This window comes from Robertmurraya mesotrionivorans (assembly GCF_050971805.1).
In the GTDB taxonomy this organism is placed as follows: domain Bacteria; phylum Bacillota; class Bacilli; order Bacillales; family Cytobacillaceae; genus Robertmurraya_A.
This window is the reverse complement of record NZ_JBPCCH010000005.1, coordinates 102,115-116,255: the sequence shown is the minus strand read 5'-3', so window position 1 is coordinate 116,255 and position 14,141 is coordinate 102,115. Positions and strand designations below refer to the sequence as shown.

15 protein-coding genes and 1 riboswitch are annotated in these 14,141 nt (G+C 38.9%); of the genes, 8 read left to right on the top strand and 7 right to left on the bottom strand.

The window, feature by feature from the left end:
* Nucleotides 1–3 precede the first annotated feature (3 nt).
* The 4 genes from crcB (ACRX5O_RS10920) to ACRX5O_RS10905 form a co-directional block, all read right to left on the bottom strand.
* The gene (gene crcB / locus ACRX5O_RS10920) at nucleotides 4–351 is read right to left on the bottom strand and encodes a fluoride efflux transporter CrcB (protein ID WP_433905982.1); all 348 of its coding nucleotides are present in this window, start codon (nucleotides 349–351) and stop codon (nucleotides 4–6) included.
* A complete protein-coding gene (gene crcB / locus ACRX5O_RS10915; protein ID WP_433905981.1) occupies nucleotides 348–734 on the bottom strand; it encodes a fluoride efflux transporter CrcB in 387 nt (128 codons plus the stop codon). The genes crcB (ACRX5O_RS10920) and crcB (ACRX5O_RS10915) overlap by 4 nt, the downstream gene beginning before the upstream one ends.
* Before the next feature lie 84 nt (nucleotides 735–818).
* On the bottom strand, nucleotides 819–1,022 hold the full coding sequence (locus tag ACRX5O_RS10910) for a DUF6501 family protein (RefSeq protein ID WP_433905980.1): 204 nt from the start codon (nucleotides 1,020–1,022) through the stop codon (nucleotides 819–821).
* 364 nt (nucleotides 1,023–1,386) lie between these two features.
* Nucleotides 1,387–2,250, bottom strand: coding sequence for a gamma-glutamylcyclotransferase family protein (locus ACRX5O_RS10905; RefSeq protein ID WP_433905979.1), 864 nt, complete (start codon nucleotides 2,248–2,250; stop codon nucleotides 1,387–1,389).
* Between the two features lie 188 nt (nucleotides 2,251–2,438).
* On the opposite strand from ACRX5O_RS10905, the gene sda reads away from it, so the two are divergent.
* Nucleotides 2,439–2,573, top strand: a complete 135-nt coding sequence (sda, locus tag ACRX5O_RS10900) for a sporulation histidine kinase inhibitor Sda (protein WP_430773384.1) — start codon at nucleotides 2,439–2,441, stop codon at nucleotides 2,571–2,573.
* 73 nt (nucleotides 2,574–2,646) lie between these two features.
* On the opposite strand, the gene ACRX5O_RS10895 is transcribed toward sda, so the two are convergent.
* Entirely contained in the window at nucleotides 2,647–2,883 is a 237-nt protein-coding gene (locus tag ACRX5O_RS10895) for a hypothetical protein (RefSeq protein ID WP_433905978.1), read from the bottom strand.
* Between the two features lie 166 nt (nucleotides 2,884–3,049).
* Nucleotides 3,050–3,154, top strand: a riboswitch (SAM riboswitch).
* Between the two features lie 80 nt (nucleotides 3,155–3,234).
* Here ACRX5O_RS10895 and ACRX5O_RS10890 point away from each other — a divergent pair.
* The 7 genes from ACRX5O_RS10890 to ACRX5O_RS10860 all read left to right on the top strand — a co-directional run bounded on the left by ACRX5O_RS10890 (nucleotide 3,235) and on the right by ACRX5O_RS10860 (nucleotide 13,339).
* Nucleotides 3,235–4,341: a methionine biosynthesis PLP-dependent protein gene (locus ACRX5O_RS10890; protein WP_391558047.1), complete on the top strand. Its 1,107-nt coding sequence runs from the start codon at nucleotides 3,235–3,237 to the stop codon at nucleotides 4,339–4,341.
* A gap of 2 nt (nucleotides 4,342–4,343) precedes the next feature.
* Complete coding sequence (gene metC, locus ACRX5O_RS10885; RefSeq protein WP_433905977.1) at nucleotides 4,344–5,531, top strand: cystathionine beta-lyase; 1,188 nt, start codon at nucleotides 4,344–4,346, stop codon at nucleotides 5,529–5,531.
* Nucleotides 5,528–7,393 carry a bifunctional homocysteine S-methyltransferase/methylenetetrahydrofolate reductase gene (locus tag ACRX5O_RS10880; protein WP_433905976.1) on the top strand — a complete coding sequence of 622 codons (1,866 nt, stop codon included), beginning with the start codon at nucleotides 5,528–5,530 and terminating at the stop codon, nucleotides 7,391–7,393. Before metC ends, ACRX5O_RS10880 begins: the two co-directional genes overlap by 4 nt.
* The gene (metH, locus tag ACRX5O_RS10875) at nucleotides 7,371–10,823 is read left to right on the top strand and encodes a methionine synthase (RefSeq protein ID WP_433905975.1); all 3,453 of its coding nucleotides are present in this window, start codon (nucleotides 7,371–7,373) and stop codon (nucleotides 10,821–10,823) included. The genes ACRX5O_RS10880 and metH overlap by 23 nt, the downstream gene beginning before the upstream one ends.
* A 102-nt stretch (nucleotides 10,824–10,925) precedes the next feature.
* On the top strand, nucleotides 10,926–11,639 hold the full coding sequence (gene pxpB, locus ACRX5O_RS10870; protein WP_433905974.1) for a 5-oxoprolinase subunit PxpB: 714 nt from the start codon (nucleotides 10,926–10,928) through the stop codon (nucleotides 11,637–11,639).
* Complete coding sequence (locus ACRX5O_RS10865; protein ID WP_433905973.1) at nucleotides 11,620–12,594, top strand: 5-oxoprolinase subunit C family protein; 975 nt, start codon at nucleotides 11,620–11,622, stop codon at nucleotides 12,592–12,594. The genes pxpB and ACRX5O_RS10865 overlap by 20 nt, the downstream gene beginning before the upstream one ends.
* Nucleotides 12,584–13,339 (top strand): LamB/YcsF family protein, encoded by a 756-nt coding sequence (locus ACRX5O_RS10860; protein WP_433905972.1) that lies wholly within the window; start codon nucleotides 12,584–12,586, stop codon nucleotides 13,337–13,339. Before ACRX5O_RS10865 ends, ACRX5O_RS10860 begins: the two co-directional genes overlap by 11 nt.
* 35 nt (nucleotides 13,340–13,374) lie before the next feature.
* Here ACRX5O_RS10860 and ACRX5O_RS10855 read toward each other — a convergent pair whose 3' ends face one another.
* Both ACRX5O_RS10855 and ACRX5O_RS10850 read right to left on the bottom strand, forming a co-directional pair.
* Complete coding sequence (locus ACRX5O_RS10855) at nucleotides 13,375–13,725, bottom strand: hypothetical protein (protein WP_433905971.1); 351 nt, start codon at nucleotides 13,723–13,725, stop codon at nucleotides 13,375–13,377.
* 129 nt (nucleotides 13,726–13,854) lie between these two features.
* On the bottom strand, nucleotides 13,855–14,127 hold the full coding sequence (locus ACRX5O_RS10850; protein WP_433905970.1) for a late competence development ComFB family protein: 273 nt from the start codon (nucleotides 14,125–14,127) through the stop codon (nucleotides 13,855–13,857).
* Nucleotides 14,128–14,141: the final 14 nt, after the last annotated feature.

The window sequence follows — 14,141 nt, the reverse complement described above, 5'->3', positions numbered from 1 at the left end:
TCTTTATGCCAGCATAAATCCAATTGAAGCTAGGACAATTCCTAAACCGTAGCTCAATATCAAATATAGGACGAATGCTTTATGTTCTTTTGATTGCCAAAGCTGTACCAGTTCAAGTTTGAATGTAGAGAATGTAGTAAAAGCACCCATAAATCCAACTCCTAAAAAGGAGTATACGTCCCCTCTTATCCCCTTACCTACCAACAAACCTAAAAGTAATGAACCTATTGCATTAATAAAGAGAGTACCGATAGGAATGGAAACATTTATGTACTTTTTCGCAAATAGACCAATAATATATCTAGCATTTGCTCCGATAAACCCACCTACAGCGATTAGAACGAAATTCATTGAATAGCCACCCTTCTATGCCCTATTCGGAAGCCGCCGAATGCGCAGACCAGGCCACCTATCATACTTATCAATACATAACATATGGCTAGAAGATATTGTCCTTCCTGTAAAAGCGAGCTAAGCTCCACACTTAAGGTAGAGAAAGTCGTAAAAGAACCAATTAACCCCGTCCCAATAGCAGCTGCTAAATCATCAGAGAGCTTCTTTGATAGCAACAGTCTTGAAGTAAACCAACCTAGTGCAAATGCTCCTAACAAATTTGCAAGTAGCGTTCCTAAAAATGGTAACCAGTCTCCATTGATGGCTAACATATTGTAGTAAATACTATACCTCAACACACTTCCAATGGAGCCACCGATCCCTACAAATAATAACCTCATTACATCCACCCTATTATTAGAAAAATGACAGATTAAAAGAAAATACTGTTAGCTACCATGCTAACAGTATTATGTAGTCCGATGTTAAGCTTCTTTAAAATAACCCTTGTAATAGCCTCCGACTTTTCCACTATTATCTATAATAAAGTAAAATTCTTCTGTTTCATTTTTTACTTCGTACACATTTCCTGGTGTTAATTTATTATCGACAATATATTTTTCAGCTTTTGTGTGAACACAAGTTACCTTTTTTATTGTTTCTGACTCTGACCATTTTAGATGAATCACTACAGTCACTCCTTTTACATTATCTATCTTATTATAGAAAGGAAGTAACTACTTAGCAACTTTTTCTAATAACTGCTTCTTAAAAGATCTAATTCGAAAATTTCTTTTTGTCACTTTTCGAACTTTGTTTTCTTCGAAGGTAAAAAATTCACCTGTTAAGATATTTTTTAAAGTTATATAACTAATTTCACATATTGTATCTAATCTAATAAACTCTAGATAGTTGTATTGTCGATTATTATACACCAGCTCATAATAGCCATTGTCTCGATTTCCACTCATATTCTGACCCACTTTCTTAAGTTGGTGATATTAAGTGTTTACCACAATGGATACTCGTATTAAACCGATGTGCAATAAAAAATTAACTATTGCTCGACTTTTTAAGACGATCAAGCTCCGTTAGTAAATATTGATAATATCGCTCGCTCAATCTTCCTTTTGCCCCTCTAAGAATTTCGGTCGAATAATGGTCGGGTGGTGTCACTTCGGGCATTTTGTTATACACATGGAATGTCAAAACATCCTTAAACGTTTCCCCATCGATGTCCACATCTACAAAGGTAGGGCGATACCATCCTCCATAAAACCCCTCTCTAGCAAATAAATACTCGACCCCTTCGTATGGAGTTAAGTAAACCAACCCTTCGGTTTCACCACCATCTTCCACAATATCTGCTCTTCCGCCATCACTTACTCTGAAAAGGTATTTCATGGAGTAACCCTTTAGTACGGCAGCACCGACGAGGTTTTTAAAACAGTAATCCACCCCCGCTTTTCGGAATCGTTCATCATCCATACATGAACCATACGCAAAGTAGTATACTTGTTCAGGACGATTTTTTATGAACCTATGTAACTTCCAATCTCCGTGGGTGATTTTTTCGAACTTGCTTGATTCGTCCACATTCACATACACGAGCGCTACTGTAGTGCCTTTATCAGTATGAACGGTAACATTTGTTCTGTCATACAAGTTAGACTCTTTACCCTCTTCATAATCCTCCAATGCGTCGAGCTGAGGTAAAAGGTTTTTACTAACTTCATATAACTCTCCATGCACCTTACCAGATTCATTAAGTTCGAGGGTAGGATAACCGTTACCTGTATCAAAAAGCTCACCGTTTACCCATGCCTGTTCAGCTATGCAAGTAGCTTCTCTGATTAATCCGTGATTCGTTTCATGTCGTCGTAATGTACCATAAACAAAAAGTGTAATCGTATCCATCCTTCTCCCCCATCATACAAACTATTTACCATATTTTATCATGAAAAAAATCATTACGTGAAAATCCTGTAACAGAATATTAATAATTTTATGGCAATAAATATGGAGTTTTGGGTTTTCAAATGGATTAAAACCCGATACAATGATAAAAAGCTAGAAAATTCAGTCCATTTTAAGGAGGCTTGCAAATGAAGATTATGAGTAATGAAATGTTAGTTGTCTCGTATCGGAATGCATTGAAGTCAGGTGAGGATAAAGAATGGGCGAAGTTTTTGAAGAAGGAAATTGAAAAAAGAAATTTGAAACCGACAATTAAATCGTAGGACACAACCACCGGTTCCCATGTGCCGGTGGTTTTATATATCGTACGAAAATAAACAAGACGGGTTTCCCCGTCTATAACTGATCGATCATATTTAAGTAAAGTTGTTGCGGGGGGTGACTGGAGAGTCGTTTCTCCTTTTGAGCTAATTCATTCATTTCTCTCATTTCAAGAGGAAAATCCACGTGACCACCTACAGGATAACCTTGAACACTCTCACCTGAAATAAACAATTCAATTCCATCTTCGGTAACAAAAAAGGCGTCTTCACTCAACATATACCGATGATGACATCTGCTTTTCGTTTGCATGAATTTCCCTCCACTTTTTGTTCTCAAACTCATTATATATTAAATGTTCTGAATATTCATATAGTAATTTTTAGGAAATTGTGAACAAAATTGTCGTTAATTTGTAAAAAAGATTGACACTTAGCGATTTACTGTAGTAAAGTTAGAAAAAATTAAATGTTTTGATTTCTTATCAAGAGAGGTCGAGGGTCTGGCCCTATGAAGCCTCAGCAACCATCAATTTTTTGAAAAGGTGCTAATTCCAGCAAGTATTTTACTTGGAAGATAAGAAGAATGGCTCATGTTGATAACAAAGTCTTCTTCTTAGAGAGAAGACTTTTTTTTATTATTTGGATGTTGGGAGAGACTAAAATGTACAAAAACGAAACAAAGGTAGCGCAGATCGGGAACAGAAGTGAAACTCAAACTGGGACAGTAAACCCACCTGTTTACTTTTCGACAGCTTATCGACACGAAGGAATTGGCCAATCAACTGGCTTTGATTATATTCGCACAGGTAATCCAACAAGAAAGCTTGTAGAGGCGGCAATTGCTGATTTAGAAGGCGGTGATCAAGGATTTGCCTGTAGTTCTGGAATGGCTGCAATCACTACCATTCTTGCACTCTTTGAATCTGGCGATGAATGGATCGTTTCAAGAGATTTATACGGTGGAACCTATCGAATTCTAGAGCAAGGATTTAAAAAATGGGGACTTTCGAGTACGTATGTACAAACTCATGATGTGAGCATTATCGAACAGGCCATTACTGAAAAAACGAAAGCCATTTTCATTGAAACACCAACCAATCCTCTAATGGAAGAAACGGATATTCAAGCGGTTGCTGAACTAGCGAAAAAATATAATATTTTATTAATTGTCGACAATACGTTTTACACTCCATTACTTCAAAGACCGATTGAGCTTGGAGCTGATATTGTCATTCATAGTGCTACCAAATACTTAGGTGGACATAATGATGTGCTAGCTGGCTTGATCGTCGGGAAAGGAAAAGAGGTTTGTGAACAGCTTGGATTCCACCACAACTCTATTGGAGCTGTTTTAAGTCCGTTTGACTCTTGGCTTCTTATTCGCGGGATGAAGACTTTAGCACTTAGAATGAAACAGCATGAAAAAAATGCAAGAGAGCTTGCAAGCTTCTTAAAGAATCATGAAAATGTAGTAGATGTTCTTTACCCAGGCCGTGGCGGCATGCTTTCCTTCCGAATTAAAAAAGAAGAGTGGGTTAATTCATTCTTACAAAATCTTAACCTTATTACGTTTGCAGAAAGTCTTGGGGGTGTAGAAAGCTTCATTACATACCCAGCTACACAGACACATGCGGATATTCCGGAAGAAATTCGTTTTTCAATTGGCGTTTGTAATCGCCTGCTTCGTTTCTCTGTTGGTATTGAAGACGTGGAGGATTTAATTAAAGATATTGACCAAGCTCTTACTCGTTTAAGTTCGGAGGCATAAAAATGACAAAAGAACACAATTTCTCATTTGAAACAAAACTACTTCATAATGAACATAAATTTGATCCTACTAACGGTGCTGTTTCCGTTCCTATTCAACATGCATCCACCTTTCATCAACACAGCGTGGATGAGTTTGGAAAATACGACTATGGACGAAGCGCGAATCCAACTCGTGAAGCTTTTGAAACAGTCATTGCAAATCTTGAGGAAGGCACAAACGGATATGCCTTTTCATCAGGTATGGCAGCCATTTCGACTGCGTTTCTCCTTCTCTCTCAAGGAGACCATGTAGTGATTACGGAAGACGTGTATGGTGGGACCTACAGAATGGTGACGGAAGTCCTTTCGCGTTTTGGAATCGAACACACATTTGTTGATATGACGGACCTTACAGCTGTAAAACAAGCTATTCGTCCGAATACGAAGGTTTTCTATGTAGAAACTCCTTCCAATCCGCTTTTAAAGGTGACGGATATTCGAGCCATCAGTGACATTGCAAAAAGTGTTGGAGCTTTAACTTTTGTTGACAATACATTTTTAACACCTGCTCTACAAAAGCCATTACTTCTTGGTGCGGATGTAGTGCTTCATAGTGCCACGAAGTTTCTTTCTGGTCATAGTGATGTAGTTGCTGGTGCGATAGTTGTAAACGATCCTGACCTTGCTAAACAGATTGGATTTTTACAAAACTCTTTTGGCGCTGTGTTAGGCGTTCAAGATGCTTGGTTAGTGTTACGAGGAATGAAGACCTTATCGGTTCGGATGGACTTCTCAATGAATTCTGCCCTAAAAATAGCACACTTTCTACAGAACCATCCATCTGTGAAAAAAGTGTACTACCCTGGACTTACTGATCATCCACAGTACGAAATACAAAAAGAACAATCAGAAGGTGCCGGTGCCGTTCTTTCGTTCGAGCTTGAAAGTGAAGAAGCGGTAAAACAATTTGTTGAATTAACAGAGATCCCTGTATTTGCTGTTAGTTTAGGAGCTGTTGAATCGATCCTCTCTTACCCAGCGAAAATGTCACATGCGGCAATGCCGATTGAACAACGTTTAAAAAGAGGAATCAGCCAAAGTCTCCTTCGCCTTTCTGTTGGCCTAGAACATCCAGATGATATCATTAAAGACTTCACGGCTGCCCTTGAAACGATAGCCGCGAAGAGCCAAGGAGAGAAAGTCAGATGAGCCTTTTAGATAAACTGAAAAAAGACATTGTCATTGGTGATGGTGCAATGGGTACCCTTCTCTACTCTTATGGAACGGATAGTTGTTTTGAAGAGTTAAACTTGTCGCATCCGGATGATATTTTAAACATCCATAAGACCTATCTACGAGCTGGAGCGGATGTTATTCAAACGAACACGTATGCTGCCAACTCCTTAAAGCTACAAAGATACGGTCTTGAAGATTCTGTAGAAAAAATTAATCGTGCTGCCGTAAAAATTGCGAAACAAGCTATTACAAATAAAAGCTTTGTTGTAGGAACCATTGGTGGTAACCGTGGCATCCGCCCCAACTCGTTTTCTTTAGAGGAAATTGTCCAAAGCTTTTCACAGCAACTACATTACTTATTGCTTGAAGATATTGATGGCCTGTTACTTGAAACTTACTACGATTTAGATGAAATCGAATCAGTCCTTTCCATCGCGAGAAAGGAAACCAATTTACCGATTATTGCTCAAGTTTCCATGCAGGTCCCTGGCATTATGCAAAACCGAACGCCGATTAATGAAGCTCTCTTACGTTTAGAGAGTCTTGGTGCTGATGTGGTGGGTGTGAACTGTCGACTTGGTCCCCATCATATGCTTGAAAGCTTGGAACAAGTTGAATTACCTAAAACGGCGCTTTTATCCGCGTACCCAAATGCTAGTCTTCCTACGTACACTGATGGAAAATTCCATTATGAAGGAGATGCGGATTATTTCCGAAAAAGTGCACAGGAATTCAGAGCTCAAGGTGTTCGTCTTTTAGGAGGATGCTGTGGCACGACTCCAGCCCATATTGAGGCGTTTGCTTCAGAGCTAAAAGGAACTTCGCCAGTGACGGAAAAGCAAGTTGAAGTAAAAAAAGAAGTAGTTCAAGTGAAAACTGTACAACCAAAACGTACGGAACGTCCTCTACAGGAAATTGTTAAAGAGAGATCATCAGTCATTGTTGAATTGGACCCGCCTCGAAAGCTGAACACAAAGAAATTTTTTGAAGGAGCACAAGCGCTTAAGGAAGCCGGTGTTGATGCAATTACATTAGCTGATAATTCACTAGCGTCTCCAAGAATTTGTAATACTAGCTTGGCTCAATTGACAAAAACAAATATCGGCTTACGACCACTTGTTCACATTACTTGTCGTGATCGAAATATTATTGGTCTTCAATCTCATCTAATGGGACTTCATACCCTGGGATTACATGATATTTTAGCTATTACAGGCGATCCTGCCCGTGTCGGTGATTTCCCTGGCGCGTCATCGGTATATGATGTTTCTTCATTCGAACTCATTAGCATGATTAAGCAGTTTAATGAAGGTCTGTCCCCTACTGGCAAGGACTTAGGGGAAAAAGGCGTATTTTCGGTTGCTGCCGCATTTAATCCAAATGTAAAATATATAGATAAAGCTGTTTTACGGATGGAAAAGAAAGCAAAGTATGGAGCAGATTACTTTATTACCCAACCTGTGTATTCAGAGGAAAAACTGCTAGAGATCTACCATGCAACTAGGCATATCACCCAACCTATTTACATTGGGTTAATGCCACTAACATCGAGTAAAAATGCGGAGTTTCTTCATAACGAGGTACCTGGAATAAAAATTTCTGATTCTATTAGAGAGCTAATGGCTTCTTTAAAAGATGATCCTGTTCAGTCAGCTAAAGAAGGAATCGCTATTACAAAGTCATTGATTGACGCAGCTTCTGAATTGTTTAATGGAATTTATTTAATTACTCCTTTTATGCGCTATGAAATGACCGCACAGCTCGCTACCTATACAAATACAATAAACAGCCAAGTGTTAAGGAGGAAGCTGAATGCAAACAGCATCGTTAAATGAACAACTAAATAAACGAATTCTCATCATGGATGGTGCGATGGGTACGATGCTCCAACAAGAAGCATTAACAGCTAAAGATTTTGGTGGAGAGGAGTATGAGGGTTGTAATGAAATCTTAAACCTCACTGCCCCTGATGTGATTGAAAAAATTCACCTGGAGTACTTACGTGCTGGAGCCGATATTATAGAAACAAATACATTCGGTGCAACTAGTCTAGTATTGGATGAATACGATTTAGGCTCTAAGGCGTATGAAATTAATGTGGTCGCTGCCAAGCTAGCAAGTAAGGCAAGGGATCAAATATCTACGCCTGAGTGGCCACGCTTTGTCGCAGGTTCCCTTGGCCCAACAACCAAAACATTAAGTGTAACAGGTGGAACAACCTTTTCTGCTTTAGTTGAAACATATGAGGAGCAGGTACTCGGTCTTCTAGATGGTGATGTAGATTTACTACTTCTTGAAACTAGTCAGGACTTGCTAAATGTAAAAGCTGGATTTTTAGGAATCCAAAGAGCCTTTGACCTTCGTAACCGCAAGCTCCCTATTATGATTTCAGGGACGATCGAACCGATGGGAACAACGCTTGCCGGTCAATCCATTGAAGCCTTTTATATATCCATTCAACATATGAACCCTATAGCAGTTGGACTAAATTGTGCAACAGGGCCTGAGTTCATGCAGGATCATATTCGTTCCCTTTCGTCCCTATCAAACTCTGCAATCAGTTGTTATCCTAATGCGGGTTTACCGGATGAAGAAGGTCATTATCATGAAACACCTGATTTGCTAGCAAAAAAGCTTGGTAACTTCGCTGCAGAAGGCTGGATTAATATTGTTGGTGGTTGCTGTGGTACAACTCCTGAACATATTAAAGCCATTTCTGATGAGATGAAGAAATACAAGCCCCGTCAACGAATTGAAAACCATGCCCACATGGTGTCAGGCATTGAGCCATTCGTATACGATGATCCAACTCTACGACCAATCATGGTTGGGGAACGTACAAATGTAATCGGGTCAAGAAAGTTTAAAAGATTGATTTGCGAAGGAAAAATTGAGGAAGCTTCAGAAATTGCGCGTGCTCAAGTGAAAAACGGAGCTCACGTTATCGACATCTGCTTAGCAGATCCTGACCGTGACGAAATTGTTGACATGGAGAACTTTATTCAGGAAGTTGTTAAAAAAGTAAAGGTTCCTTTGGTTATCGATTCAACTGATGACAAAGTTCTAGAAAAGGCACTTAGTTATTCTCAAGGAAAGGCCATTATTAACTCAATTAATCTTGAAGATGGCGAAGAAAAATTTGAATCGGTTTCCAAACTTGTTCACCAATATGGCGCCGCAATTGTTGTTGGGACCATTGACGAAAAAGGAATGGGTGTAACTGCCGAGAAAAAGCTAGAAGTTGCGAAACGATCTTATGATCTACTAGTAAACAAATATGGTGTTCCTCCTCAGGATATTATTTTTGATCCACTTGTCTTCCCTGTTGGTACTGGAGATGAACAATACATTGGTTCGGCAAAAGCAACAGTTGATGGAATTCGAATGATCAAGGAGCAGATGCCTGAAACTCAAACGATATTGGGGATTAGTAATGTATCCTTTGGTCTTCCACCTGTCGGACGTGAAGTGTTGAACTCTGTATTTCTTTATCACTGTACGGTTGCTGGATTGGATTACGCGATTGTAAATACAGAAAAACTCGAACGTTTTGCAAGTATTCCACCTGAGGAAGTAAAATTGGCTGAAGACCTTCTTTTCCATACTACCGATGAGACACTTGCAGTTTTCACAGATTTTTACCGAGAAAAGAAAAAAGAAGCCAAAAGCACACTACCGGATATGACGTTAGAGGAGCGACTTGCTTACTATATCGTTGAGGGGACAAAAGAAGGGTTACTCCCTGACTTAGAGCTTGCTTTATCAACCTACCCTGCCCCACTAGATATCATTAATGGTCCATTAATGGATGGTATGAAGGAAGTAGGTCGCCTATTTAATGATAATCAATTGATTGTAGCAGAGGTACTTCAGAGTGCTGAAGTAATGAAAGCCTCCGTTTCCTTCTTAGAACCACATATGGAAGCAGGAGATACATCAGCATCAAAAGGAAAAGTAATTCTAGCTACTGTAAAAGGCGATGTTCATGATATCGGTAAAAACTTGGTGGATATTATCTTAAGCAATAATGGATATGATGTAGTTGACTTAGGTATAAAGGTAACCCCAACTACATTAATCGAATCAATAAAAAAGGAAAATCCCGACATTGTTGGATTATCAGGGTTACTAGTAAAGTCCGCTCAGCAAATGGTTCTGACTGCTCAAGACATGAAGCAAGCAGGAATTAATATTCCAATTTTAGTTGGTGGTGCAGCTTTATCTAGAAAATTTACTGACACAAAAATTTCTAAGGAGTACAATGGTTTAGTATTGTACGCTAAAGATGCAATGAATGGGTTAAGTCTTGCCAACCAGCTTCAAGATGAAGAAGAGCTGAGAAAGCTAGAGATCGAGCATGCAGAAAAACAAGAGCGTTTAGCTAGTACAAGCACCGACACAAGTACTTCAACAGCTACAGCTACAGCCGTTAAGGTTCGCTCAAAAACAAAACAAGATTTTATCGTTCAAGTTCCAAAGGACGTGAAACGACATGTTTTACGGCAGTACTCCCTTGCCCATATTGAGCCATATATTAATGAACAAATGCTTATTGGTCATCATTTAGGGGTAAAAGGAACGATCGAAAAACTATTAGCAGCTCAAGATGAAAAAGCGTGGAAAGTAAAAAATGTAGTTGATGAGCTCAAAGCAGATGCAAAACAAAAGGGTTGGATAAAACCCCAAGCAGTCTATCAGTTTTATCCTGCTCAATCAAAAGATGAGAGTATCTATATCTATAATCCTGAAAATCATTCAGAAATTATTGAAACCTTTACGTTCCCTCGTCAGGAATCAGAACCATATTTGTGCTTAGCAGATTATGTTAAAACAGTTGACTCTGGTGAAATGGATTATGTCGGTTTCTTTGCAGTAACTGCAGGAACAGGGATTCGACAGGCTGCTGAAGAATTAAAAAAGGCTGGAAAGTTTTTAGAAAATCATGCTCTTCAAGCTTTAGCGTTAGAGACTGCTGAAGGATTTGCAGAATTCATTCATCGACTCATGCGTGACCAGTGGGGATTCCCAGATCCAGTTAGTATGACGATGAAGGATCGATTCTCGGCTAAATATACTGGTCAACGCTTCTCCTTTGGATACCCAGCTTGTCCAGATCTTGAAGATCAAACAAGACTATTCTCGCTTCTGAAACCTGAGGAAATAGGCATTCAATTAACAGAAGGTTTTATGATGGAGCCTGAAGCTTCTGTTACAGCAATGGTATTTTCACATCCAGAAGCCCGTTACTTCAATGTTTTAAGATAATTGCTAGAAAGTGTTTAGCCTAACAAGCTAAACACTTTTTTGTGTTTTTTTCCCTATTTTTCTACTACAATAAAAGTAATGACTAAAAGAATAGGTGATTCAATGGATTTTTCAATTACTCCTTTAGGTGATGCTGCACTAATGATTGAATACCAAGCAACAGGGTTAAGTGATAGAGCAAATGAATTCGTCCACTCTGCGTATCATTTACTCTCAAAACGGTCAGTACCAGGAATGATTGCTTTAGTTCCTGCGTATACAACCTTAACGCTTCACTATGAGCCTTCTTTCATAAAATCGGATTATCCATATCAGCACATGAAAATTATCATCCAAGAAATTCTGCGAAAAGGTTTAAAAACGGACACCAGACATGGAAATTGTTTTCTTATCCCAGTATGCTATGAGCCTCCTTTTTCTTTGGATTTAACAGAGGTTGCACAAGTTCACCAACTAACTGAGGAAGAAGTGATTCATTTTCATACAAAGCAAATCTATCAAGTTAGCTTTCTCGGCTTTTCACCAGGATTCCCTTTTTTAAGAGGACTGCCTAAATCAATCGCTACCCCTAGAAAAGAAAATCCAAGAACACTTGTGAAAGCTGGATCAGTTGGTATTGCTGGTGAACAAACGGGAATCTACCCGACCGATAGTCCTGGTGGCTGGAAAATAATCGGTCAAACACCGATTCGTATTTACTATCCTGAAAAGAAGGAGCCCACACTATTTGCACCAGGCGATACAATCCGTTTTTACCCGATAACAGCTAATCAGTATTACCAACTGGAGGAATCTCATGAGTATAACTGTCCTTAAGCCTGGTCTCCTCACAACCATTCAAGATCTAGGTCGTACCCACTATCAAGTTATGGGGATTGGCACTTCAGGTGCGCTAGATCTTCACTCTCATCGGCTTGCTAATTGGCTTGTGGGAAATAAAGATAACGAAGCTACGATTGAAATCACCCTTATTGGGCCTACTCTACTGTTCCAATGTTCGGCAGTCATTTCGATATGTGGAGCAGACCTTTCCCCTACATTAAATGGTATTAAAATAGACAACGGAAGAACGCTCCAGGTGTTAAAAGGAGATGTTCTCTCATTTTCTGGCATTCGTAACGGTAGTCGGGCGTATCTTGCTGTAAGTGGAGGTATCCATACTCCTTCTAAATTTGGGAGTAGAAGTACTGATATCAGGTCACAAATTGGAGGCCACTATGGGAGGCCCTTAAAAGCTAAAGATCAAATATTGATCTCATCAAGTTATTTATTACAACGTATACAATGGAAGCTCTCCCCTGAATTACATAACCATGTGACGGAAAATAGAAAAGTACGATTTACAAAAGGAAAGCAATACGACCTCTTTACAAACAGTAGCCATCAAGCGTTTATCACATCAGACTTTCAAATCAATAAAGATTCAAATCGAATGGGAATCCGATTAAATGGACCTCCCCTTCAATTACAAACAAAACAGGAGCTTGTTACTGAAGGAGTGGCACATGGATCTGTTCAAGTTCCTCCAAATGGGCATCCCATCATCCTTCTATCAGATAGACAAACAACTGGAGGGTATCCGAAAATAGCACAAATCGCATCCGTAGACCTCCCCTATCTGGCACAAAAAAAACCAGGAGAAATTGTAAATTTTGAGGAAATCACCTTACAAGAATCTCAAAAATTATTTGGTAGGATGAATCATCTTATGCGGGTGCAAAAGGCAATCATTAAAGAAGGATTAAAAGGAGTGATTCAACATGGAGGTTGATCTGAATTGTGATTTAGGCGAAAGCTTTGGTGTTTATAAGCTTGGAAATGACCAAGAAATGATGAAATATATCACTTCGGCTAACATCGCTTGCGGTTTTCATGCAGGCGACCCGATTACTATGAGAGAAGCTGTTTTAATGGCCTTATCCAACGGGGTATCTATAGGTGCGCACCCTGGTTTAGCTGATTTAAGAGGGTTTGGCCGGAGAAATATACACATTTCTCCTAAGGATGCCTATCATGATGTTATATATCAAATCGGGGCATTAGAAGCATTTGTCAAATCAGAGGGTGGATTATTACAACATGTTAAACCTCATGGAGCTTTATATAATTTATGCGCTGAGGATGAAGCACTCTCTGAAGCTGTTGCAGAAGCTGTTTATCGAGTGAATCCTAATTTATATTTATATGGGTTAAGCGGAAGTAAATTAATTGAAGCAGGAAGGAAACTAGGTCTTAAAACCGTAAATGAGGTGTTTGCGGACCGAGCCTATATGGAAAACGGAACACTTGCTCCAAGACATATGGAAGGTGCCGTCATTAGCGACGAAAATACTTCCATCCACCAAGTGCTTCAGCTAGTTCTTGAAAAGCGGGTAAAAACCCTTACGGGGAACGAGATCCCCTTACAGGCAGACTCTATTTGCTTACATGGTGATGGGAATAAAGCCGTTGAAATGGCAAAATTAATTTCTTCCACACTTAAAAACAAAGGAGTAATTTTAAAACCATCCTTATAACAAAGAAAGAAGCGCAATTTATTGCTGCGCTTCTTTTACTCTGTTAGTGATTCCTTCAGGAGAAGCATTTCTTCCTCCGTTTTCGCGATCTTCAACAATTGTGTGTCCAATCTTTTCGATATATTATCAAAGTTTTTTTGATAACTAGCCTGCATTTTTGAAAAAGTATCCTCTATGGCGACGGTCACTTTTTCAAAGGGATGTTCCTCAATCTTCTGTAATAATTCCTTAATATCACCAATATCAATTTGATTAACAGCTACACGATGCTCAATGCTGTTCACTTTCTCAAGCGTTGCAAGTCTTGATTCAATAGAATCTAATTTTGAGTTTACATTTATATTGATTTCATTCAAGAGCCGCACTAATTGCGTCATCTCACTCATGTTCAAAACCCCTCAATGTTTTTTCTAATTGTATCATTTACAACTTAAGAAAGGTGTTACAGAACTTCGTTATTTTCGTGTCCAAAAAACAAACGTTTTAATTTCTTAGTTGACTACAAATACCCATTTTTAGTGTTTCGGGTACTTTCCGACAACGTGAATGGCTGAAATAATTTTTTTATTAATCCATTTTCTATTATCTATTGTGTTAAGTGTTTCATAAACCATTTTTCTACCTTCTTCTGTTGTTACATAGTGACTAGGAAGGCTGTTTAAACTAAGTGCGATGATATCATTTCGACATTTGTCACATTTACAAAATATTTGGTACTCAGGTCCAACCATACACATGGTGACTAAGGCGATTACTATTTCTTCCATAACATTAACGTAACTTTTCATTTCGTCCACTCCGC

Bases quoted from the DNA above. Each gene is read 5' to 3' on its own strand.
- crcB (WP_433905982.1), bottom strand. From the start codon at position 351: ATGAATTTCGTTCTAATCGCTGTAGGTGGGTTTATCGGAGCAAATGCT.
- crcB (WP_433905981.1), bottom strand. From the start codon at position 734: ATGAGGTTATTATTTGTAGGGATCGGTGGCTCCATTGGAAGTGTGTTG.
- ACRX5O_RS10905 (WP_433905979.1), bottom strand. From the start codon at position 2,250: ATGGATACGATTACACTTTTTGTTTATGGTACATTACGACGACATGAA.
- sda (WP_430773384.1), top strand. From the start codon at position 2,439: ATGAAGATTATGAGTAATGAAATGTTAGTTGTCTCGTATCGGAATGCA.
- ACRX5O_RS10895 (WP_433905978.1), bottom strand. From the start codon at position 2,883: ATGCAAACGAAAAGCAGATGTCATCATCGGTATATGTTGAGTGAAGAC.
- ACRX5O_RS10890 (WP_391558047.1), top strand. From the start codon at position 3,235: ATGTACAAAAACGAAACAAAGGTAGCGCAGATCGGGAACAGAAGTGAA.
- metC (WP_433905977.1), top strand. From the start codon at position 4,344: ATGACAAAAGAACACAATTTCTCATTTGAAACAAAACTACTTCATAAT.
- ACRX5O_RS10880 (WP_433905976.1), top strand. From the start codon at position 5,528: ATGAGCCTTTTAGATAAACTGAAAAAAGACATTGTCATTGGTGATGGT.
- metH (WP_433905975.1), top strand. From the start codon at position 7,371: ATGCAAACAGCATCGTTAAATGAACAACTAAATAAACGAATTCTCATC.
- pxpB (WP_433905974.1), top strand. From the start codon at position 10,926: ATGGATTTTTCAATTACTCCTTTAGGTGATGCTGCACTAATGATTGAA.
- ACRX5O_RS10865 (WP_433905973.1), top strand. From the start codon at position 11,620: ATGAGTATAACTGTCCTTAAGCCTGGTCTCCTCACAACCATTCAAGAT.
- ACRX5O_RS10860 (WP_433905972.1), top strand. From the start codon at position 12,584: ATGGAGGTTGATCTGAATTGTGATTTAGGCGAAAGCTTTGGTGTTTAT.
- ACRX5O_RS10855 (WP_433905971.1), bottom strand. From the start codon at position 13,725: ATGAGTGAGATGACGCAATTAGTGCGGCTCTTGAATGAAATCAATATA.
- ACRX5O_RS10850 (WP_433905970.1), bottom strand. From the start codon at position 14,127: ATGAAAAGTTACGTTAATGTTATGGAAGAAATAGTAATCGCCTTAGTC.